The 21465-nt window shown below is 72.7% G+C and carries 16 protein-coding genes and 1 pseudogene; 8 read left to right on the forward strand and 9 right to left on the reverse strand.

What is annotated here, in order from left to right:
• The first annotated feature begins 27 nt into the window (after positions 1-27).
• The 3 genes from IE241_RS06395 to IE241_RS06405 all read left to right on the forward strand — a co-directional run bounded on the left by IE241_RS06395 (position 28) and on the right by IE241_RS06405 (position 6158).
• A complete protein-coding gene (locus IE241_RS06395; RefSeq protein ID WP_190020643.1) occupies positions 28-3954 on the forward strand; it encodes an ABC transporter ATP-binding protein in 3927 nt (1308 codons plus the stop codon).
• Between the two features lie 77 nt (positions 3955-4031).
• Entirely contained in the window at positions 4032-4613 is a 582-nt protein-coding gene (locus IE241_RS06400) for a dihydrofolate reductase family protein (RefSeq protein ID WP_190020644.1), read from the forward strand.
• Positions 4614-4727: 114 nt separating this feature from the next.
• Positions 4728-6158, forward strand: coding sequence for a S28 family serine protease (locus IE241_RS06405; protein ID WP_190020645.1), 1431 nt, complete (start codon positions 4728-4730; stop codon positions 6156-6158).
• Positions 6159-6182: 24 nt separating this feature from the next.
• Here the strand turns inward: IE241_RS06405 and IE241_RS06410 are convergent, their stop codons facing one another.
• The 3 genes from IE241_RS06410 to IE241_RS06420 form a co-directional block, all read right to left on the reverse strand.
• Positions 6183-6806, reverse strand: a complete 624-nt coding sequence (locus tag IE241_RS06410; RefSeq protein WP_229898870.1) for a hypothetical protein — start codon at positions 6804-6806, stop codon at positions 6183-6185.
• 357 nt (positions 6807-7163) lie between these two features.
• On the reverse strand, positions 7164-7784 hold the full coding sequence (locus IE241_RS06415) for a TetR/AcrR family transcriptional regulator (protein WP_190020646.1): 621 nt from the start codon (positions 7782-7784) through the stop codon (positions 7164-7166).
• A 104-nt stretch (positions 7785-7888) separates the two neighbouring features.
• Positions 7889-8794 carry a LysR family transcriptional regulator gene (locus tag IE241_RS06420; protein ID WP_190020647.1) on the reverse strand — a complete coding sequence of 302 codons (906 nt, stop codon included), beginning with the start codon at positions 8792-8794 and terminating at the stop codon, positions 7889-7891.
• Between the two features lie 104 nt (positions 8795-8898).
• On the opposite strand from IE241_RS06420, the gene IE241_RS06425 reads away from it, so the two are divergent.
• Positions 8899-9873: an EamA family transporter gene (locus tag IE241_RS06425; RefSeq protein ID WP_190020648.1), complete on the forward strand. Its 975-nt coding sequence runs from the start codon at positions 8899-8901 to the stop codon at positions 9871-9873.
• On the opposite strand, the pseudogene IE241_RS06430 reads toward IE241_RS06425, so the two are convergent.
• Positions 9863-10537: pseudogene (locus tag IE241_RS06430) on the reverse strand (sugar phosphate isomerase/epimerase family protein); the annotation flags it as partial. The gene IE241_RS06425 and the pseudogene IE241_RS06430 sit on opposite strands and share 11 nt — an antisense overlap.
• A 322-nt stretch (positions 10538-10859) precedes the next feature.
• Between IE241_RS06430 and recD2 the strand changes: the two are divergent.
• The gene (gene recD2 / locus IE241_RS06435; protein WP_190020649.1) at positions 10860-13094 is read left to right on the forward strand and encodes an SF1B family DNA helicase RecD2; all 2235 of its coding nucleotides are present in this window, start codon (positions 10860-10862) and stop codon (positions 13092-13094) included.
• Positions 13095-13359: 265 nt separating this feature from the next.
• The gene (locus IE241_RS06440; protein WP_190020650.1) at positions 13360-14646 is read left to right on the forward strand and encodes a citrate synthase; all 1287 of its coding nucleotides are present in this window, start codon (positions 13360-13362) and stop codon (positions 14644-14646) included.
• A 507-nt stretch (positions 14647-15153) separates the two neighbouring features.
• Here the strand turns inward: IE241_RS06440 and IE241_RS06445 are convergent.
• The 5 genes from IE241_RS06445 to IE241_RS06465 form a co-directional block, all read right to left on the reverse strand.
• Positions 15154-15384 carry a heavy-metal-associated domain-containing protein gene (locus IE241_RS06445; RefSeq protein WP_190020651.1) on the reverse strand — a complete coding sequence of 77 codons (231 nt, stop codon included), beginning with the start codon at positions 15382-15384 and terminating at the stop codon, positions 15154-15156.
• Positions 15385-15576: 192 nt separating this feature from the next.
• Positions 15577-15783 carry a helix-turn-helix transcriptional regulator gene (locus IE241_RS06450; RefSeq protein ID WP_058046882.1) on the reverse strand — a complete coding sequence of 69 codons (207 nt, stop codon included), beginning with the start codon at positions 15781-15783 and terminating at the stop codon, positions 15577-15579.
• 189 nt (positions 15784-15972) lie between these two features.
• A complete protein-coding gene (locus tag IE241_RS06455) occupies positions 15973-17022 on the reverse strand; it encodes a Gfo/Idh/MocA family protein (RefSeq protein ID WP_190020652.1) in 1050 nt (349 codons plus the stop codon).
• A 107-nt stretch (positions 17023-17129) separates the two neighbouring features.
• Positions 17130-18149, reverse strand: coding sequence for a Gfo/Idh/MocA family protein (locus IE241_RS06460; RefSeq protein ID WP_190020653.1), 1020 nt, complete (start codon positions 18147-18149; stop codon positions 17130-17132).
• 55 nt (positions 18150-18204) lie between these two features.
• On the reverse strand, positions 18205-19131 hold the full coding sequence (locus IE241_RS06465; RefSeq protein WP_190020654.1) for a sugar phosphate isomerase/epimerase family protein: 927 nt from the start codon (positions 19129-19131) through the stop codon (positions 18205-18207).
• 191 nt (positions 19132-19322) lie between these two features.
• Here IE241_RS06465 and iolC point away from each other — a divergent pair, with 191 nt between their 5' ends.
• Together iolC and IE241_RS06475 are read left to right on the forward strand one after the other, a co-directional pair.
• Positions 19323-20405 (forward strand): 5-dehydro-2-deoxygluconokinase, encoded by a 1083-nt coding sequence (gene iolC, locus IE241_RS06470; protein ID WP_190020655.1) that lies wholly within the window; start codon positions 19323-19325, stop codon positions 20403-20405.
• On the forward strand, positions 20402-21289 hold the full coding sequence (locus tag IE241_RS06475; protein WP_229898872.1) for a Cgl0159 family (beta/alpha)8-fold protein: 888 nt from the start codon (positions 20402-20404) through the stop codon (positions 21287-21289). Before iolC ends, IE241_RS06475 begins: the two co-directional genes overlap by 4 nt.
• The last annotated feature ends 176 nt before the right edge of the window (positions 21290-21465 follow it).

Genomic DNA, 21465 nt, shown 5'->3' on the forward strand with positions numbered 1-21465 from the left:
CTCGCACCCGTACTTTGTTGCGGCGGGATGAAATCCGCAGCCCACGGCGTTGGGCCCTCCGTCAGCAGGACGAGAGCGGCAGCGCAGGAGGCTCGGGTGGCAGCGGCGAGGGAAACGACAGGTCAAGGATGGGCCAGGCGGCTCGCCGGCTACTGCTGGCGCTACCGCGGCACGGTGCTCCTCGCCCTCGGCTCCTCGCTCGCCGGCATGGCCGTCATGGCGCTCGTGCCCCTCATACCCAAGCTGATCATCGACGACGTGATCGGCTCGCACCAGCGCCCGCTGGCCCCCTGGGCCACGCTCCTTATCGTCGCCGCCGTCGTCGTCTACGGCCTGACGTACATCCGCCGCTACTACGGCGGCCGCCTCGCCCTCGACGTCCAGCACGACCTGCGGACCGAGATGCACGAGGCCATCGCGCGGCTCGACGGCCGGCGCCAGGACGAGCTGTCCACCGGCCAGGTCGTCGGCCGCGCGACCAGCGACCTCCAGCTGATCCAGAGCCTGCTCTTCATGCTGCCGATGATGATCGGCAACCTCATGCTCTTCGCCATCTCGCTCGTCGTGATGGTGGTCCTCTCCCCGCTCCTGACCGTCGTCGCCCTCGCCGTCGCCCCCGCCCTGTGGATCCTCGCCAAGCACAGCCGCACCCGGCTCTTCCCCGCCACCTGGTACGCCCAGGGGCAGGCCGCGGCCGTCGCCGGCGTCGTGGACGGCGCGGTGACCGGCGTCCGCGTGGTCAAGGGCTTCGGCCAGGAGGCGCAGGAGAGCGCCAAGCTCCGCAAGGTGAGCCGCAGGCTCTTCGCCGGCCGCCTGCGCACCGTGCGCCTCAACTCCCGCTACACCCCGGCCCTGCAGGCCGTCCCCGCGCTCGGCCAGGTGGCCATGCTCGCCCTCGGCGGCTGGATGGCCACCCGCGGCCAGATCACCCTCGGCACGTTCGTCGCCTTCTCGACCTACCTGGCGCAGCTCGTCGGCCCCGTGCGGATGCTCACCATGGTCCTCACCGTCGGCCAGCAGGCCCGCGCGGGCGTCGAGCGCGTCCTGGAACTCGTCGACACCGAGCCGGTCGTCCAGGAGCGCCCCGGCGCCCGCGAGCTGCCCGGGGACGCCCCCGCCACCGTCGAGTTCGACGACGTCACCTTCGGCTACGACCCCGCCCGGCCCGTCCTCGACGGCTTCTCCCTGCGCCTGGAGCCCGGCGAGACCGTGGCCGTCGTCGGCGCCTCCGGCAGCGGCAAGTCCACCGTCTCGCTGCTGCTGCCGCGCTTCTACGACGTCACCGGCGGCGCCGTGCGCGTCGGCGGCCACGACGTCCGCGACCTCACGCTGCCCTCCCTGCGCGCCGCCATCGGGCTCGTCCCCGAGGACAGCTTCCTGTTCTCCGACACCATCCGCGACAACATCGCCTACGGGCACCCGGACGCCGGCGACGAGCAGATCCGCGCCGCCGCGCGCGCCGCGCAGGCCGACGGCTTCATCAGCGAGCTGCCCGGCGGCTACGACACCGCCGTCGGCGAGCAGGGCCTGACGCTCTCCGGCGGCCAGCGCCAGCGCATCGCCCTGGCCCGCGCGATCCTCACCGACCCCCGCCTGCTGCTCCTGGACGACGCGACCTCCGCGGTCGACGCGCGCGTGGAGCACGAGATCCACGAGGCGCTGCGCAGCGTCATGGCGGGCCGTACGACGCTGCTCATCGCCCACCGCGCCTCCACGCTGGCGCTCGCCGACCGGATCGCGGTGCTGGACGGCGGCCGGCTCATCGACGTCGGCACGGCGGACGAGCTGGAGGAGCGCTGCGAGCGTTACCGCGCGCTGCTGACGGACCCGGGAGAGCTGGCCGGGGTGACGAAGGACCCGGCGGGACGCACCGCTCCGGTCGCCCTCGCCGGCGTCTTCGGCGGAGAGGCGTCCGCCGCGGGCCTCCTCGACCGCACGGACGTGCTGGACCGTAAGGACGTCCTGGACCGTACGGACGGCACGGACGGCCACGCGCGCGTGGAGGCGCTTTCCCGCCCCGAGGTCGACGCGGCGCCGCTCAAGCCCCGGCGCGTCCTGCTCGACGGCGTCACCCCGTCCCTGTGGGTGCGCAAGGACGAGCCCTCCGCGGCTCCCGAGGGCGTCACGGGCATGCCCGCCACGCCCGAGCTGCTGGCCAAGGTCGCCGCACTGCCGCCCGCGGACGACACCCCCGACGTGGACGAGGAGCGGGCCGCGCGCCCGGAGGAGGCGTACGGGCTGCGGCAGCTGCTGCGCGGCTTCCGCACGCCGCTGGTGCTGAGCCTGCTGCTGGTGGCGGTCGACGCCGTCGCCGGGCTGCTGCTGCCGGTGCTGATCCGGCACGGCATCGACCAGGGCGTCCAGCAGCTCGCCCTGGGAGCGGTCTGGGCGGCCTCAGGGCTGGCTCTGCTCGTGGTGGCGGCCCAGTGGGCCGCCCAGGTCGCCGAGACGCGGCTGACGGGCCGCACGGGCGAGCGCATCCTCTACGCCCTGCGCGTGAAGATCTTCGCCCAGCTCCAGCGGCTGGGGCTCGACTACTACGAGCGCGAGCTCACCGGCAAGATCATGACGCGGATGACCACGGACGTGGACGCCCTGTCCACGTTCCTGCAGACCGGCCTGGTCACCGCCGTCGTCTCCGTCCTCACCTTCTTCGGCATACTCGTCGCCCTCCTCGTCATCGACGTCGAACTGGCCCTCGTCGTCTTCGCCACGCTGCCGCCGCTGATCGCCGGGACCGTCGTCTTCCGGCGGCAGAGCGTCAAGGCGTACGAGCTGGCGCGCGAGCGCGTCGGGCTCGTCAACGCCGACCTGCAGGAGAGCGTCGCGGGCCTGCGCATCGTGCAGGCGTTCCGCCGCGAGGCGGCCGGCGCCCGGCGGTTCGCGGAGCGCAGCTGGTCCTACCGGCAGGCGCGCGTCCGCGGGCAGTGGCTGATATCGGTCTACTTCCCCTTCGTCCAGCTGCTGTCGTCCGTGGCCGCCGCCGCGGTCCTGATCGTGGGTGCGGGGCGGGTGAGCGACGGCACGCTCACGGCGGGCGCGCTGGTGGCCTACCTGCTCTACATCGACCTGTTCTTCGCGCCCGTCCAGCAGCTGTCGCAGGTCTTCGACGGTTACCAGCAGGCCACCGTCTCCCTCGGCCGGGTGCAGGGCCTGCTGCGCGAGCCCACCACCACGCCCGTGGCCGAGCGGCCGCGCGCGGTGCGGGAGCTGACCGGCGAGATCGTCTTCGACGACGTCGCCTTCCACTACGGCGACGGCGAGAACGCCCTGTCCGGCGTCCGGCTGACGATCCCGGCCGGCCAGACCGTCGCCTTCGTCGGCGAGACCGGCGCGGGCAAGTCCACCCTCGTCAAGCTGGTCGCGCGGTTCTACGACCCGACGGACGGCGCGGTCCGCGTGGACGGCCACGACCTGCGCGACCTGGACCCCACCGGCTACCGGCACCGGCTCGGCGTCGTCCCCCAGGAGCCCTACCTCTTCCCGGGCACGGTGCGCGACGCCATCGCCTACGGGCGCCCGGACGCCACCGACGCCGAGGTGGAGGCCGCGGCGCGCGCGGTCGGCGCCCACGACATGATCGCCACGCTGGACGGCGGCTACCTGCACGCGGTCACCGAGCGCGGCCGCAACCTCTCCGCCGGCCAGCGCCAGCTGATCGCCCTGGCCCGGGCGGAGCTGGTCGACCCGGACATCCTGCTGCTGGACGAGGCCACCGCCGCCCTGGACCTGGCCACCGAGGCGCTGGTCAACCAGGCCACGGACCGGCTTGCCGGGCGCCGTACGACGCTCGTGGTCGCCCACCGGCTGACCACGGCGGCCCGTGCGGACCGGGTGGTGGTCCTGGACCACGGCCGCGTCGTCGAGGACGGCACGCACGCCGCCCTGCTGGCCCGCGAGGGGCGTTATGCGGAGCTGTGGCGGACGTTCACGGGTGAGGCGGTGCCGGCGTAGGCCGCGGGGGCTCCCCGCCCGGTACGTTGGCGCCGGAAGACCTCAGACAAGGCGCTTCGTACCGAGCGGGGAACCCCATGCGCAAGCTCACCTACTTCATCGCCACCACCATCGACGGCCTCATCGCGGGCCCCGGCGACGAGTTCGACTTCATGATGTCGATCCTGGACGACGAGTACGTCGGCGCCCTGATCGAGGCCTACCCGGACACCGTCTCCGCGCGGGGCCGCGAGGCCGTCGGGCTCGGCCCGGAGAACCGGGACTTCGACACGGTCCTGATGGGCCGCAACACCTACGAGCCCGGCCTGTCGATCGGCATGACCAGCCCGTACCCGCACCTGCGGCAGTACGTGGTCTCGAAGTCCCTCGCCACCAGCCCCGACCCCGCGGTCACCGTCTTCTCCGGCGACCCGGTGGAGCTGGTCCGCGACCTCAAGCAGCAGGAGGGCAAGGGGATCTGGCTGTGCGGCGGGGCGAACCTCGCGGGCCAGCTGCGCGGTGAGATCGACGAGCTCGTGGTGAAGATCAACCCGTTCGTCGCGGGGAAGGGCATCCCGCTGTTCTCGGCGGAGTTCTCCCCGCAGCGCTACGACCTGAAGGGGACCCGCTCGTTCGGCAACGGCGTCGTGATGGTGACGTACGCCAAGCGGACCGGCTGACGGCGGAAGAGGGTTGCACCAGAGGGTTGCACGAGGGGTGAGAGAAAAGGGTCTGGTGCGCCGGTCGGCCCCCCGGTAGGTTCGCGGCGAACTTGCGAACCCAGGGGAGGGCGAATGCGCAGGGCTCTCAGATGGCTGCTGGCGCTGACGGTGCTCGTGGGCACCGTCGGTGCCGGCAGCGCCACGGCGGGGGCGGCCACCAAGGCCACCGAGCCGGACATCAAGGAACGCGTCCTGAAGATTCCGGGGATGAGGCTGGTCGAGGAGAAGCCGTACGAGGGCTACCGCTACCTCGTCCTGACCTACGATCAGCCGGTCGACCACCGGAACCCGGCCAAGGGCACCTTCCAGCAGCGCTTCACGCTGCTGCACAAGTCGACGGACCGGCCGACCGTCTTCTTCACCTCCGGCTACAACGTCAACACCAACCCCGGCCGCAGCGAGCCGACCCGCATCGTCGACGGCAACCAGGTGTCGCTGGAGTACCGCTTCTTCACCCCGTCGCGGCCGCAGCCCGCCGACTGGTCCAAGCTCGACATCTACCAGGCCGCCAGCGACCAGCACCGCCTCTACGCGGCCCTCAAGCCGGTCTACGGCAAGAACTGGCTGGCCACCGGCGGCTCCAAGGGCGGCATGACGGCGACGTACTACCGCCGCTACTACCCGAACGACATGAACGGCACCGTCGCCTACGTCGCGCCCAACGACATCGACAACGACGAGGACTCGGCCTACGACCGCTTCTTCGCGAACGTCGGCGACCAGGCCTGCCGCACCCAGCTCAACTCGGTGCAGCGCCAGGCGCTGCTGCGCCGTGACGAGATGGTCGCCCGCTACCAGAAGTGGGCCGACGAGAACGGCAAGACGTTCAAGACCCTCGGCGGCATCGACCAGTCCTTCGAGAACGTCGTGGTCGACCTGGTCTGGTCGTTCTGGCAGTACCACCTGCAGAGCGAGTGCGCGTCCGTGCCCGCCACGAACGCCTCCACCGACGACCTGTACAAGTTCGTCGACACCATCTCGGGCTTCGACGGCTACACCGACCAGGGCCTGGAGCGCTTCACCCCGTACTACTACCAGGCGGGCACCGAGCTCGGCGCCCCGAGCCCGAAGAACGCACACCTCAAGGGCCTGCTCCGGCACCCCGAGACCCTCAACCCGCGCGCGTACGTGCCGCGGGAGATCCCGATGAAGTTCAAGCGCGGCGTCATGGCCGACGTCGACCGCTGGGTGCGCGAGGACAGCAAGCGGATGCTCTTCGTCTACGGGCAGAACGACCCGTGGAGCGGCGAGCCGTTCCGCCTCGGCAGGAACGCGGCCGCGCGGGACGACTACCGCTTCTACGCGCCCGGCGGCAACCACGGCTCGAACATCGCCCAGCTGGTCGCCGACGAGCGGGCCAAGGCCACGGCCAAGGTCCTGGAGTGGGCGGGCGTCGCCCCGGCGGCCGTCCGGCAGGACGAGTCGCACGCCAAGCCGCTCGCCGCGTACGACGCGAAGCTCGACAAGCCGGTCGTCGAGCAGCGGCAGGCCCTGCGGCCGTAACCGCGACCGTCCCCCCGGGGCGGGCTAGACCAGGCGGCGGGCGCACCCGACGGGTGCCCCGCCGCCCACTTGTACGTACAGGTCGGTCGAGGGCGGGCACTCCGGCCGGGCCCCGACCTCGGTCGTGATGCGGTACTCGGGGGCGTGCGCCGCCGAGCCGTCGCAGGCGGTCTCCTTCACCACCCCGTCCCGCTGGGTGTAGAGGCAGTCGCCGGTCACCGTCAGCGGACCGCCGCCCATGCCGGGGTCGCCCGGGTGCGGCGGCTGGAGATTGCGCATGCAGGCGTAGCCCTCGGGCGCGCTGTGCTCCTCCGAGGCGCCCTGGTCGACGGCGGTGATGTGCAGGACGAAGTCGGTCTCGTCGGGGCAGCGCGGGCCGCCCGCGCGGGGGCCGTTGTAGCGGGCGAGGACCCTCGCTGCGGCCTCCCCGCTCCAGCAGGAGACCTCGGTGAAGGAGCCCGTGGCGCGCCCCGCGCACTCGCCGCGGGCCAGGAACGCCGGATCGCGCCCCGGGCGGGCGTGGGCGGCCGGTGTGCCTGCGGCGCCGGCGGCGGGCTGCTGGGCCCGGCAGCCGCTCAGCGCGGCGGTCGCGCCGGACGCGAGCAGCACGAGCGCGAGCAGCGCCGTCCGCGGCGCGCCATGGCCCATGATGACCCCCGTCCCCCCGATGCGCTCCAGCCTGGCTTCCCGGGCCCGGCGCACACCAGACGTGCGGGGCGCACGGCGGCGGTGGAAACGAGGTGTGTGCGGGCGCATGCCACCGGGCGTACGCCGGGTGCGCACGCCGTACTCGTACGCCGTACCCACCCGTCCGCCCGGCCGGACCCGCCGCCGGCGCTGTGGAGCGGGGGGCGCGCCGACGACGGTGTGCTGCCTTCCGCAGGCGGCGGAGAGGGAGGTCAGCAACCGGCCGGCGGCGCGGGCCGACACCGCTCTGCGGGGTACGACGGCAGCACGGCCCTTGGACGGGCGGCGCCCCGGAGCGGTTCCCGCACCCGGCGCACGTCAGTCGTGCGCGCGCCGCTTCCCGCCGAGCGCGGGCAGCCGCCGGGTCAGCAGCCGTGCGCGCGGCGCGAGCCGCCGGGCCATGGCGAAGACCGACTCCGTACGGGAGCGGTCGCTGTCCAGGACGGTGAAGAGGTTGACCCCGAGGTAGAAGGTGATCGCGGCGTTGGCGAGGTCGCGCGGCGGGGTCAGGCGCGCGAGCGGCGTCCCGCCGATGACCCGCTCCAGGGTCTCCTCGACGAAGGCGATCCACGGCTCGGCCCGCTCGCGGATCTCCGCGCGCAGCTCCGGCTTGGCGACGGCGGCGGCGACGAGCTCGGAGAACATCGTCAGGTGCCCGCCCTCGACGTCGCTGCGGTACACGCGCGTGCCGGCGTCCACCAGGTCCTCAAGGGTGCGGGCGCCCGCGACCGCCTCGGTGAGCAGCCCCATGCGCTCGGCGGAGGAGCGGTCGAGCGCGGCGAACAGCAGCGGGTCGACGCCCCCGAAGTGATAGAAGACCAGCGCCGAATTGACGCCTGCCTCCTTGGCGATCGTCCGCGCGCTCGACTTGGCGTACCCCTGCGTCCGCAGCACGGTGTCCGCCGCCCGGATCAGCCGTTCCTTGGTGTCCACCGTCATGTGTGCAGCCCTCTCGCCGAGGCTGCATCATACGATTTGAGCGGGTGGTGCAACCATGTGCTCAAGTGGGTTAACCGGCTGCTCAACGTCGTCCGGCCGGTCGTTCAGAACGTCCGCAGGGGCCACTGCTCGTGAAGCGTGCGGACGGTCTCGGTGATCGCCGGCCTGCGGGCCGCGCCCGTGCGCCACAGGGCGAAGAGCCGCCGCACGGGCACCGGTTCCAGCGGCACGGCGCGCACACCCGCCGGCAGCGGGCCCCGCCCCAGGCGGGGCATCAGCGTGATGCCGAGGCCTGCGGCCACCAGAGCGATGTGGGTGTGGTTCTCGGCGACCTGGTAGGCGAGGTCCGGCTCGTGGCCCGTGGCGCGCAGCGTCCGGACGAGCCAGTCGTGGCAGACGGCGCCCGGCGGCTGGCAGATCCAGCGGTGGTGCGGCAGGTCCGCCCGGCCCAGCACCTCACGGCCGGCCAGCGGGTGCCCCTCGGGCACCAGCACGTCGCAGCGGTCCTCGCCGATCACTGCGCGCTCCAGGCCCTCCGGGGCGGCCAGCGGGGCGATGTCCCAGTCGTGAGTTACCGCAAGGTCGATGACCCCTTGGGAGACCAGGTCGCCCGACAGGTGCGGGTCCACCTCCAGCAGGCGGGCGTCCAGCGCCGGGTGGGCGCCGGCGAGCCGGGCGAGCACGCCGGGCAGCAGACCGCGCGCGGCCGACGGGAACGCCCCGATGACCAGCCGGCCCGCAGGCTGCCCGCGGCGCTCCTCCAGCTCCGTCTCCGCCCGCTCGACCAGAGCCAGCAACTGCCGGGCCGTGGCGGCCAGGTGCCGGCCCTCGTCGGTCAGCGCCACGCCGCGCCCGCGCCGCTCCAGCAGCGTCGTGCGCGTCTCCCGCTCCAGCTTGGTGACGGCCTGCGAGACGGCCGACGGCGTGTAGCCCAGGGCCACGGCCGCGGCGCTCACCGAACCGTGCACCGACACCGCGTGCAGCGCCCGCAGGCGGGCCAGGTCCAGCACGGAAGTCCCCTCGTCGTTTCAGCTCGTCATTTCAGCGTTGCTGAATCCCATCATGAAGGAACCTGTGCTGGTGCTACAGAGTCCGGGCGGCGAGGCTGGCTCGTATGCGTCCCTTGCACCTCGCCCTCGCCGTTCTCGTCGCCGCCGTATGGGGCGTCAACTTCGTCGTCATCGACGTCGGCCTGGACCACTTCCCGCCACTGCTCTTCTCCGCCCTGCGCTTCCTCGCCGCCGCCGTGCCGGCCGTCTTCCTCGTCGGGCGGCCACAGGTCGGGTGGCGGTGGATCGTCGCCGTCGGACTGGTCCTCGGCGTGGGCAAGTTCGGGCTCCTGTTCACCGGCATGCACCTGGGGATGCCCGCCGGCCTGTCCTCGCTCGTCCTGCAGGTCCAGGCGGTCTTCACGGCCCTCTTCGCCGTGGCCGCACTGGGCGAACGGCTCGGCCGCACCCACCTGCTGGGCATGGGCCTGGCCCTGGCGGGCATCGCGGTGGCCGCCGTCGACGAGGGCACCTCCGGAACGCTCCTCGGCTTCGCGCTCGTCGTGGCCGCCGCGGCCTTGTGGGGCGTGTCCAACGTGATCACGCGCAAGGCCGCGCCGCCGGACGCGCTGCGCTTCATGGTGTGGGTGAGCACCGTGCCGGTGCTGCCGCTCCTGCTGCTTTCGCTCCTCTTCGAGGGCCCGGAGGCGGACGCCGCTGCGCTGCGCTCGCTCGACTGGAGCGGCGCCGGGGCGATCCTCTTCGTCGCCTGGGTCTCCACGGTCCTCGGCTTCGGCGCGTGGGGCTTCCTGCTGCGCACCTACGACGCCTCGGCGGTCGCGCCCTTCACCCTGCTCGTGCCCGTCTTCGGCATGTCGTCGGCGGCGCTCCTGCTGGGCGAGGGAGTGAGCCCGCTGCGCTGGGGCGCGGCGGTGCTGCTGGTGTCCGGGGTGGGCGTCACGGCCCTGGCGGGGCGGCGGCGAGCAGCCCGCGCAAGTACTCCGCTCCCGGCCCCGCCAGCTGCCCGAAATCGGCCGCCTGCGGGTACCAGCGCTTCTCGTACTCCCAGCACAGCCAGCCGTCCCAGCCCGACCCGGTGAGCGCCCGGACGCACTCGCCGAGCGGCAGCACGCCCGCGCCCAGCGGCAGCGGATCGAGCGCCTCGGCCGACGCTACGTCCTTCACCTGGACGTAGCCCAGGTGAGGGGCGAGCACGGGGAAGCTCTCGGTGGGGGTCTCGCCGCCGAGCCAGGTGTGCAGGACGTCCCACAGGGCGCCGATGTTCGCGTGCCCGACGGGGCCGAGCACACGGGCGGCGTCCGCGGCCCGGCGGTGCGAGTCGTGCGTCTCCAGCAGGACGTGGACGCCGCGGTCGGCGGCCAGGGGGGCCACCGTGCCCAGCCGCCGGGCCGCCGTCGCGTCGGCCTCCTCCGCGGGCCGGTCGCCCCCGCCGGGGAAGGCCCGTACGTAGCGGGCGCCGAGGTCGGCCGCCAGGTCGATCAGGCCGGTCAGCTCCTGCAGCACGGGGGCGTCGTCGCCGGGGGCGGCCACCCGGGCGTACCCGGCCACCGCCAGGATCTCCACGCCCGAACCGGCGAACTCCGCGACCGCCGCCGCCCGCTCCTTGGGCCCGCACCCGGGGTGTACGGGCTCCTCCGGGTGCGCCCGCAGCTCCACGCCGTCCCAGCCGTGGGCGCGGGCCAGCCGCACGACCTCCGGCAGGGGCAGTCCGGGCACTCCGAGGGTGGAGAAAGCGAGCTTCATGGGGGTACGCGTTCCCCGGCCCGGAGGCGCCGGAACCTTACCTTCGGTACGACCTGGGTTTACCGGGGGTAGCCGTCGGCGTCAGAATCGCACAAGGGGTAACGGAACGATAACTCCTTGAAAGCGCTGCAACCCTTTGCGGCCGGGGCGGGTCGTACTTGTCATCGGGCTTCCCGGGGAGGGATCCGGGGGGATTCAGGGGAAGCCGGTTTTGGGGGGAAACGAGGGGCCCGGTCGTCGGACCGGGCCCCTCTGCCGTTCGCCCCGGGGGAGTTGTCCACAGGCCCGAACACCTGTCAGACCGCGGCGGTACCGTCGGTGCATGGTCCAGATGGCAGTCGTCGAAGGTGTCCTGGAGCGGATCACCTACGCCAATGAGGAGAGCGGCTATACGGTCGCCCGCGTCGACACCGGCCGCGGTGGCGGCGACCTCCTCACGGTGGTCGGCTCGTTGCTCGGCGCGCAGCCGGGGGAGTCGCTGCGCCTGGAGGGCCGCTGGGGCTCCCACCCGCAGTACGGGCGGCAGTTCACCGTCGAGAACTACACCACCGTCCTGCCCGCCACCGTCCAGGGCATCCGCCGCTATCTGGGCTCGGGCCTGATCAAGGGCATCGGCCCGCGCATCGCCGACCGCATCACCGAGCACTTCGGCACGGACACCCTCGATGTCATCGAGAGCGATCCCGGCCGCCTCGTCGAGGTCCCCGGCCTCGGCCCGAAGCGCACGAAGCTGATCGGCGCCGCGTGGGAGGAGCAGAAGGCCATCAAGGAGGTCATGGTCTTCCTCCAGGGGGTGGGCGTCTCCACCTCCATCGCCGTGCGCATCTACAAGAAATACGGCGACGCCTCCATCTCCGTCACCCGCAACCGGCCCTACCGCCTGGCGGCCGACGTCTGGGGCATCGGCTTCCTCACCGCCGACCGCATCGCCCAGGCCGTCGGCATCCCGCACGACAGCCCCGAGCGGGTCAAGGCCGGCCTGCAGTACGCCCTTTCCCAGTCCACCGATCAGGGTCACTGCTACCTCCCCGAGGAGCGGCTGATCGCGGATGCCGTGAAGCTCCTCCAGGTCGACACCGGGCTCGTCATCGACTGCCTCGCCGAACTGGCGGCGCCGGAGGGCCCGGAGGGGGAGGAGGGCGGGCAGGAGCCGGGCGTCGTCCGCGAGAGCGTCCCCGGCCCCGAGGACGGGCAGCCCGTCACCGCCGTCTACCTCGTTCCCTTCCACCGCGCCGAGTTGTCCCTGGCCGGGCAGGTGAAGCGGCTGCTGGGCGCCGACGGCGACCGGCTCGCCGCCTTCCGGGACGTCGACTGGGAGCGGGCCCTCACCTGGCTCGCGGGCCGCACGGGCGCGCAGCTGGCCCCCGAGCAGCGGGAGGCGGTCCGGCTCGCGCTCACCAGCAAGGTCGCCGTGCTCACCGGCGGGCCCGGCTGCGGCAAGTCCTTCACCGTCCGGTCCGTGGTCGAACTGGCCCGCGCCAAGGGGGCCAAGGTGGTGCTCGCGGCGCCCACCGGGCGGGCCGCGAAGCGGCTCTCCGAGCTCACCGGCGCCGACGCGTCCACCGTCCACCGGCTCCTGGAGCTCAAGCCCGGCGGAGACGCGGCCTACGACAAGGACCGCCCCCTGGACGCCGATCTGGTCGTCGTGGACGAGGCGTCCATGCTCGACCTGCTGCTGGCCAACAAGCTCGTCAAGGCCGTGCCGCCGGGCGCGCACCTGCTCCTGGTCGGAGATGTGGACCAACTGCCCTCCGTGGGCGCCGGGGAGGTGCTCCGCGACCTCCTGGCGCCCGGCAGCCCCGTTCCCGCCGTCCGCCTCACCCGCATCTTCCGCCAGGCCCAGCAGTCCGGTGTGGTCACCAATGCGCACCGCATCAACTCGGGGGTCCCGCCCCTCACTCACGGGATGACGGACTTCTTCCTCTTCGCCGAGGAGGACACCGAGGAGGCGGGCCGGCTCACCGTGGACGTGGCGGCCCGGCGCATCCCCGCCAAGTTCGGGCTCGACCCCCGCCGGGATGTCCAGGTGCTGGCGCCGATGCACCGCGGCCCGGCGGGCGCCGGCACCCTCAACGGGCTGCTCCAGCAGGCCATTACGCCCGCCCGGCCCGATCTGCCGGAGAAGCGCTTCGGCGGCCGGGTCTTCCGCGTCGGCGACAAGGTCACTCAGGTGCGCAACAACTATGAAAAGGGGCAAAACGGGGTATTCAATGGGACGGTGGGGGTGGTCACCGGCCTCGATGTCGTCGAGCAGCGGCTGACGGTGCGCACCGACGAGGACGAGGAAGTGGGCTACGACTTCGACGAACTCGACGAGCTCGCCCACGCCTACGCCGTGACCATCCACCGCTCGCAGGGCAGCGAGTATCCGGCCGTGGTGATCCCCGTCACCACGGGTGCCTGGATGATGCTCCAGCGCAATCTTCTCTATACGGCGGTGACCAGGGCAAAGCGGCTGGTGGTGCTGGTGGGCTCGCGGAGGGCGCTCGGCCAGGCCGTACGGACCGTCTCCGCAGGCAGGAGGTGTACGGCGCTCGATCACCGGCTGGCGAGGTGAGTCCGCTCGGGGAGGTTTTGTGAAGGGTCGAAAAGGCCATTCCGGGGCGCGAAGGAGCCCCGGAGCGCGCGGATCCGGGGTGGGATTCGTCTCTCATCGGTTTACCAACCGGGGCGAAGGGGGCAGTATGGCCAGGCTGGACGGCACTGAGTGCCGTCTTTAGGCCCTATGGCCGACCCCGAGTGCACGTGCATCGTCCAAATGGGGGAAGGTAGGGGTAGTCAGGGCACCTCGAAGAAGAGGCACAACGTCGGTGAGGGATGACGTGAGCGACAACTCTGTAGTACTGCGGTACGGGGACGGCGAATACACCTACCCGGTGGTCGACAGCACCGTCGGCGACAAGGGCTTCGATATCAGCAAGCTCCGCGCCCAGACCGGGCTGGTGACCCTGGACTCCGGTTACGGCAACACCGCCGCCTACAAATCCGCGATCACCTACCTCGACGGCGAGCAGGGCATCCTGCGCTACCGGGGCTACCCGATCGAGCAGCTCGCCGAGCGCAGCTCCTTCCTCGAGACCGCCTTCCTGCTGATCAACGGCGAGCTCCCCTCGGGCGACGAGCTGGACGCCTTCAAGGGCGAGATCACCCAGCACACCCTGCTGCACGAGGACGTCAAGCGGTTCTTCGACGGCTTCCCGCGCGACGCCCACCCGATGGCCATGCTGTCCTCCGTGGTCAGCGCGCTGTCGACCTTCTACCAGGACAGCCACAACCCGTTCGACGAGCAGCAGCGTCACCTGTCCACGATCCGTCTGCTGGCCAAGCTGCCGACGATCGCGGCCTACGCGTACAAGAAGTCGATCGGCCACCCGATCGTCTACCCGCGCAACGACCTCGGCTACGTCGAGAACTTCCTGCGCATGACCTTCTCGGTGCCCGCCGCCGAGTACGAGCTGGACCCGGTCGTCGTCAGCGCGCTCGACAAGCTGCTGATCCTGCACGCCGACCACGAGCAGAACTGCTCGACCTCGACCGTGCGCCTGGTGGGCTCCTCGCAGGCCAACCTCTTCGCGTCGATCTCCGCCGGCATCAACGCCCTGTGGGGCCCGCTGCACGGTGGCGCCAACCAGTCGGTGCTGGAGATGCTCGAGGGCATCAAGGCCGACGGCGGCGACGTCGACGCCTTCATCCGCAAGGTGAAGAACAAGGAGGACGGCGTCCGCCTGATGGGCTTCGGGCACCGCGTCTACAAGAGCTTCGACCCCCGGGCGAAGATCATCAAGGCGGCGGCGCACGACGTCCTCTCGGCCCTCGGCAAGTCCGACGAGCTGCTCGACATCGCGCTGAAGCTCGAGGAGCACGCGCTCTCCGACGACTACTTCGTCTCGCGCAACCTCTACCCGAACGTGGACTTCTACACCGGTCTGATCTACCGGGCCATGGGCTTCCCGACCGAGATGTTCACCGTGCTCTTCGCCCTCGGCCGCCTCCCGGGCTGGATCGCCCAGTGGCACGAGATGATCAAGGAGCCGGGTTCCCGCATCGGCCGCCCGCGCCAGATCTACACCGGCGTCGTCGAGCGCGACCTGCCGGTCGAGCGCGCCTGATCCGCCTGAGGCCGGCCTGATCCGCATGAGGCCGCAGGCAAGGCCGTAAGAGGCGTCAAGCCGACAAAAGCCCTGAGAGCCGCCATGGCTCTCAGGGCTTTTCGCAAGGGCCGGGAAAAGCGCCCCGCCTCCGATCCCCCCACGGGTCGGAAGCGGGGCACTTCCCGTTCCCCGGTACGGATTCCCCCCACGGGATCCGGCCGGGAGCCTCGGTGCGCGCGGCCGACGCGATCTGCCGGGACGCGTACGTACGGGAGGGCCGCTCAAAGCTCCCCGGGTACGTGCCCCGGCCACGCGTGGCCGGTACCGTCCCCCAAGACGATCCAGCACTGCCCGGTTAGACCCCCGACCCCCCGCAATGGTTACGTTGGTATTGCTGTGATCTAGGTCTCCTGCCATAACGGGCGCACTCGGGCAAGAGGTCAAGTGTGTGGGTGTTGTGTCACTTATATGGCTGCATGGCCTATGACTGCATGGCCGCGCCCCGGCCCGTGCCGCCGTTTCGTGTCAGTCGCGGCCGGCGAGCTCGTAACCCGCCTCGTCCACCGCGGCGCGCACGGCCTCGTCGTCCAGCGGGGCCGAGGAGGTCACGGTGACCTGGCCGGAGGCCGCCACGGCCTTGACGGACACCACGCCGGGCAGGGCGGAGATCTCCTCCGTCACCGCGGACTCGCAGTGGCCGCAGGTCATGCCGGTCACGCGGTAGACGGTGGTGGAGTCGGTGGTCTGCGAGCTCATGACGGTTCTCCTCGGAAGGGGTCGGTCGTGGTGTCGTGCTCGGTCGTGATGCCGTGCACCAGTGGGAACACCTTACCCCCTGGGGGTATTCCTGTGGGGTGAACCGGACATCCGCGGCCGGGGGTTCGCCGGCCCGACGGAAGGGCCCCGGACCGCAGGTGCGCGGTCCGGGGCCGGAGGGGTGGGCGGGGGTCAGTTCCCGGTGTCGCGCCGGGAACGGTTGCCCGGGCGGGCTGCCACCCAGGCGCGGACGGTGTCCGCGAACCAGTAGGGCTTCCCGCCCTCGGTCAGGTCGGGCTTGGGCAGCAGCCCGTGCTTCCGGTAGGTCCGCACGGTATCGGTCTGCACTCCGATGTGCGCTGCGATCTCCTTGTAGGACCAGAGTCGACGGTCAGTCATCTCACGCCTCTCCGCTGCGCCGCAGCGACGGAGGGGGATCCGTCGGGGGAGCTGCGACGCGGCCTTGTCGATCAGCACGACTGTCGTCCGTTGGAACGACGCAGAGTGACCGTCGATGCGGCGCCGTCGTGCGGCTGTGACGGAAGGGCGGCGGGAACGTGACGGATGTGACGCGCGTATGACCATGTATCAGCTATTCGGGTCCGGTTCTGCTGGTTCTACCGGTTCCGTCAGGTCGGCCGGGTCGGCCGGGCGGACGGGCCGGTTCTCCCGGCGGGACGTCTCGCAGGCCTCCGCCACCAGCAGCGCGTGCAGGCCCTCACGGCCCGGGCAGGGGTTGGGCGCCTCGCCGCGGGCCGCCCGTACGAAGGCGGCCAGCTCGGCGCGGTAGGCCGGACCGAACCGCTCCAGGAAGCCGGTCCAGGGGTGGTCCGGAGGGGGCGGGCCGTCCGGTTCGGCGGACGTGGCCGGCGTACGGGCGTCCAGGCCCACGACCCACTGGTCGAGCTCCCCGGACAGCTCCATGCGCACGTCGTAGCCCGCACCGTTGCAGCGGGTGGCCGTCGCCGTCACCAGGGTGCCGTCGTCCAGGGTGAGCAGGACGGCGGCGGTGTCCACGTCGCCCGCCTCCCGGAAGGCCGCCGCGCCCGCGCCGCCGGTCGCGCCCCGCGCGTACACCTCCGTCACCTCCCGGCCCGTCAGCCAGCGCACGGCGTCGAAGTCGTGGACGAGGCAGTCGCGGATCAGCCCGCCCGAGCCGGCCAGGAACGCGGGCGGCGGGGGCGCGGGGTCCGACGTGACGGCGCGGATGGTGTGCACGCGGCCGAGCCGCCCCGTGCGCAGGGCCTCGCGGGCGGCGCGGAAGCCGGCGTCGAAGCGGCGCTGGAACCCCAGCTGCAGCAGCGTCCCCGCGGCGTCGGTCTCGCGCAGCGCGCGCAGCGTCCCGGGGACGTCGAGGGCGACCGGCTTCTCGCAGAACGCGGGCAGGCCGGCGCGGGCGGCGCGCACGATCAGCTCGGGGTGGGCGGAGGTGGCCGCCGCGATCACGACCGCGTCGACGCCGCCGTCGAACACGGCCTCGGGGGAGGGGGCGGTACGGGCGCCGACGCGTGCGGCCAGGGCCGCAGCGCGGTCGCGCTCGGTGTCCGCGATGACGAGCTCGTCGACTCCGGTGGCCGAGGCGAGGACCGCCGCATGGTGCGCCCCGATCCGCCCGGCCCCCACGACTCCGATACGCATGACTACTCCGTCCTGTGGGGGCCGGTTTTGCCGGTGCTGCGGGTGGTCCGGCACCGCCGGTCTACGCCGTCGCGCCTACAAGGCGGTGTCGCGCGTACAAGACTGCGTCACGCGTACAAGGGCGGGCGAGGCGCCAAGTCGACTTCCGTCCGGGTGCCGGACGACTGGGCCCGGACGCCCGCCTCGCAGACCGCCGCCGCCGCGTACCCGTCCCACACGCTCGGTCCTTCCGTCACCCCGCGCCGCGTGGCGTCGACCCAGTGCTGGATCTCGCGGTCGTACGCGTCGCGGAAGCGGTCCACGTAGTCCTGGGCGACGGCGCCGCCCCAGCGGCCGGCCGCGTTCACGTACAGCCCGTGCGCGTCGCCCAGCCGCGCGCTGCCGCGCTCGGCCACCGCCTCGCACTGCACCTGATAGCCGAAGCCGCAGTTGACGAAGATCTCGACGTCGGCCACCGCTCCGCCGGACGTCTCCAGGATGACCAGCTGAGGGTCGCTCAGGCCGCCCGGCGCGGCGGCCGAAGGGGCCGGTTTCACCACACTCACCGCCGTGATCTCCTGCCCCAGCAGCCACCGTGTGGCATCGATCTCGTGCACCACCGAGTCGTTGATCATCATCGCCTCGGTGAAGCCGGGCGGCGTGGCCACGTTGCGGTGCCGGCAGTGCAGCATCAGCGCCCGCCCGAGCGCCCCGCCGTCGAGGAGGGCCTTGAGCTGCACGTACTCGGCGTCGTAGCGCCGCATGAAGCCCACCTGGACCCGCCGGTGCCCGAGCCGGACCTCGGCGTCCATCACCCGCAGCGCGGCCGCCGCGTCCGGCGTGAGGGGCTTCTCGCACAGCACCGGCAGATCGCGCGCGAGGGCGTCCAGCAGCGCCGCCTCGTGCGCGGGCCCGGGCGAGGCGATGAGGACGGCGTCCACGCCGGGCGCGTCCATCGCTGCGGCGGCGTCGGTGTGGGCCGCGCATCCGGGGATGCCCGCCGCCGCCTTCTCCGCGCGTTCGCCGTCGACGTCTATGACCGCGGCCACCCGGGCCCCGCTGATGACCTCGTCGATGCGCCGGACGTGGTCGGACCCCATCCGCCCCGTGCCGATGACGGCGACGCCGAGGATGCCTTCGTGCTTCATGTGTGTCACTTTCCTCGTCTCGGACCCCTCGGACCTCTTGGACCCCTCAGCTCCCTCAGACGCCGCAGCCGCGCAGGAAACCCCGCGTGCGCCGCGCGATCGGCAGCGGACGGTCCGGCGGGCACGGGTACATGTCCTGTTCCACGATGGCGAACAGGTCCGCGTCCAGCCGGGAGGCCGCGTCGATGACGGGCTCCAGCGCGGGAACCCCGCGCGGCGGTTCGCACATGACGCCCTGTCGCACGGCGGGCCCGAAGGCCGTTCCCTTGGCGAGGACGTCCGCGAGGACCTCCGGGTCCACCTGCTTGAGGTGGAGGTAGCCGATCCGTTCCCCGTACGTCTCGATGAGCCGGACGCTGTCCCCGCCGCAGTACGCGTAGTGCCCGGTGTCCAGACACAGGCTGACCAGCGACGCGTCCGTGGCGTCCAGGAAGCGCTCGACGTGCGCCTCGCTGTCGATGTGGGTGTCGGCGTGCGGGTGGACGACGATGCCGAGCCCGTAGCGCTCGCGGACCTCGCGGGCGAGCCGCTCGGTGCCGGCGGTGAGGTGGCGCCACTGCTCCGCGGTCAGCTCGGGGTCCTCGACGATCTCGGCGGTCTTGTCGTCGCGCCAGAAGGAGGGGATGACGACGAGGTGGCGGGCGCCCGTCGCGGCGGTGAGCTCCGCGACGGGGGCGACGTGCGCCCAGGTCGCCTCCCAGGTGTCCGGCCCGCGGTGCAGTGCGGTGAAGACCGTGCCGGCGGAGACCGTGAGGCCGCGCCGCTGCGTCTCGTCGCGCAGCCGGGCGGGGTCGGTCGGCAGATAGCCGTACGGGCCTAGTTCGATCCACTCGTAGCCCGCCTCGGCGACCTCGTCCAGGAACCGCTGCCACGGCAGCTGTTCAGGATCGTCGGCGAACCACACTCCCCACGAATCGGGGGCGGAGCCGACCCGGATCCGGCGGCGGTCGGCGGCGGGGGGCGTCGCGTGGGGAGCGGGCATGGTGGCTCTCCTCGGGCGAGGGCGGGATTGCCCGTAGCTTCCTAGCGGGGCGGGAGAGTGTCAAGGCTTCGTCCGGACATACGGACGTAACGTCAAGGCATCTTCCGTTCACGTCTATATGTAAGGACAAATCCTTGACAGGGTCCGGCGGACCCGGCTAGACCTGAGCCGAATCGTCAGGAAGGGCGCCGATGAGCCAGCCGAGTCCGCGTACGTCCCCCACCCCGTTCGACCTGATCACCATGGGCCGGCTCGGGGTGGACCTGTATCCCCTGCAGACCGGCGTGCCGCTGGCGCAGGCCGAGACCTTCGGGAAGTTCCTGGGTGGCTCGCCGGCGAACGTCGCGGTCGCCGCGGCACGGCTCGGCCGGCGCACGGCCCTCATCAGCCGCACCGGCGCCGACCCCTTCGGCGACTACCTCCACGGCGCGTTGCGCGACTTCGGCGTCTCCGACCGGTGGGTGACGCCCGTCGCCGCGTACCAGACGCCCCTGACCTTCTGCGAGATCTTCCCACCGGACGACTTCCCGCTCTACTTCTACCGCCGCCCCAAGGCGCCCGACCTGGAGATCCACCCCGGCGAGCTCGACCTGGACGCAATCCGGGCCGCCCGCATCTTCTGGGCGACCGGCACGGGCCTGTGCGAGGAGCCCAGCCGGGCCGCGACGCTGGCCGCGCTCGCGGCGCGCGGGCGCCGCGGCCTCACCGTCCTCGACCTCGACTGGCGGCCGCTGTTCTGGGGCGGCGAGGGCGGCGCCTCGGGCGCGGGCGGGCGTACGGGCCCCGCCGCCATGGCCGCCGCCCGGCCGCACTACGCCGCGGCCCTCGCCCACGCCACGGTCGCCGTCGGCAACGCCGACGAGTGCGAGGTCGCCACCGGCGAGCGCGCCCCGCACGCCGCCGCGCGGGCGCTGCTGGCCGCCGGCGTCGAACTCGCCGTGGTCAAACGGGGACCCGAGGGCGTCCTCGCCGTCCACCGCGACGGGACGACGGCGGAAGTGCCGCCGGTGGAGGTGGAGGTCGTCAACGGCCTCGGCGCGGGCGACGCGTTCGGCGGGGCCCTGTGCCACGGGCTGCTCGCGGGGTGGCCGCTGGAGCGGACGCTGAGGTTCGCGGGCGCGGCGGGCGCGCTGGTGGCTTCACGGCTGTCGTGCTCGGCGGCGATGCCGACGGGGGAGGAGATCGAGGAGCTGCTCGGCTCGGGAGCCGGCTCGGCGTCCGCCCCGTCCGGCGCGGACGCCGGTGCTCCCCGTACGGAGGTTCCCCGCTCGTGACCGTACAGATCGCCGAACTCGCCCGCATCCGCAGCAGGCACCCCGAGGCCATCGCCGAAGCCGCCGCCCGGCGTGCCCGGCGGCCGCTCGTCGGCGACAGCGGACGCCTGATGATCATCGCGGCCGACCACCCCGCCCGCGGCGCCCTCGGCGTCGGTGACCGCCCCCTCGCCATGGCCGCCCGGCCCGACCTGCTGGAGCGGCTCTGCCTCGCGCTGTCCCGGCCCGGCGTCGACGGAGTCCTCGCCTCCGCCGACATCCTGGACGACCTGCTGCTCCTCGGCGCGCTGGAGAACAAGGTCGTCATCGGCTCCATGAACCGCGGCGGGCTGGCCGGCGCGGCCTTCGAGATGGACGACCGCTTCACCGGGCCCCGCGCGGAGGACCTGGCCGCGCTGGGCTTCGACGCGGGCAAGCTGCTGCTGCGCATCGACCCCGGCGACCCCGGCTCGCTCACGACCCTGCACGCGGCCGCCCGCGCCGTCGACGCGATGGCCGCGCGGCGGCTGCCGGTGTTCATCGAACCGTTCCTGTCGCGGCGGCTCGGCGGCCGCGTCGTCAACGACCTCGGCGCCGACGCCGTCACCCGCGCGATCGCCATCGCCTCCGGGCTGGGCGGGACGTCCGCGTACACCTGGCTCAAGGTGCCGGTGACGGAGGACCCCGCGGACATGGCCCGGGTGATGGAGACGTCGACGCTGCCGGCCGTGCTGCTCGGCGGCGACGTGGGGGACGACCGGGGCGCCCGGGACGCGGCGTACGAGCGCTGGCGGTCGGCGCTGCGCCTGCCGACGGTGCAGGGGCTGGTGGTGGGCCGGGCCCTGCTCTATCCCGTGGACGGGGACGTTGCGGGGGCGGTGGACAGGGCGGTGTCGTTGCTGTGACGTTCGCGCTGCGCGCGGCTCGGCCGGATGCTACGGGGTGCGGCCGTGGGCGGGTGACGGCTCGTCGGGCCGCCTGCCCGCCCCGTCAGCGGGGTGGGTTCGGCACCGCCGGGTCCGTTCCGGGGTGGTTGCCCGCCGTTGCGGCGGGAAAGAGGCCCCGGTCCCACCCTTTCTCC

The organism is Streptomyces hiroshimensis, from assembly GCF_014650335.1.
In the GTDB taxonomy this organism is placed as follows: domain Bacteria; phylum Actinomycetota; class Actinomycetes; order Streptomycetales; family Streptomycetaceae; genus Streptomyces; species Streptomyces hiroshimensis.

Bases quoted from the DNA above. Each gene is read 5' to 3' on its own strand.
- IE241_RS06405 (WP_190020645.1), top strand. From the start codon at position 4,728: ATGCGCAGGGCTCTCAGATGGCTGCTGGCGCTGACGGTGCTCGTGGGC.
- IE241_RS06395 (WP_190020643.1), top strand. From the start codon at position 28: ATGAAATCCGCAGCCCACGGCGTTGGGCCCTCCGTCAGCAGGACGAGA.
- IE241_RS06460 (WP_190020653.1), bottom strand. From the start codon at position 18,149: ATGAAGCACGAAGGCATCCTCGGCGTCGCCGTCATCGGCACGGGGCGG.
- IE241_RS06425 (WP_190020648.1), top strand. From the start codon at position 8,899: ATGCGTCCCTTGCACCTCGCCCTCGCCGTTCTCGTCGCCGCCGTATGG.
- IE241_RS06445 (WP_190020651.1), bottom strand. From the start codon at position 15,384: ATGAGCTCGCAGACCACCGACTCCACCACCGTCTACCGCGTGACCGGC.
- IE241_RS06450 (WP_058046882.1), bottom strand. From the start codon at position 15,783: ATGACTGACCGTCGACTCTGGTCCTACAAGGAGATCGCAGCGCACATC.
- recD2 (WP_190020649.1), top strand. From the start codon at position 10,860: ATGGTCCAGATGGCAGTCGTCGAAGGTGTCCTGGAGCGGATCACCTAC.
- IE241_RS06415 (WP_190020646.1), bottom strand. From the start codon at position 7,784: ATGACGGTGGACACCAAGGAACGGCTGATCCGGGCGGCGGACACCGTG.
- IE241_RS06410 (WP_229898870.1), bottom strand. From the start codon at position 6,806: ATGGGCCATGGCGCGCCGCGGACGGCGCTGCTCGCGCTCGTGCTGCTC.
- iolC (WP_190020655.1), top strand. From the start codon at position 19,323: ATGAGCCAGCCGAGTCCGCGTACGTCCCCCACCCCGTTCGACCTGATC.
- IE241_RS06465 (WP_190020654.1), bottom strand. From the start codon at position 19,131: ATGCCCGCTCCCCACGCGACGCCCCCCGCCGCCGACCGCCGCCGGATC.
- IE241_RS06400 (WP_190020644.1), top strand. From the start codon at position 4,032: ATGCGCAAGCTCACCTACTTCATCGCCACCACCATCGACGGCCTCATC.
- IE241_RS06455 (WP_190020652.1), bottom strand. From the start codon at position 17,022: ATGCGTATCGGAGTCGTGGGGGCCGGGCGGATCGGGGCGCACCATGCG.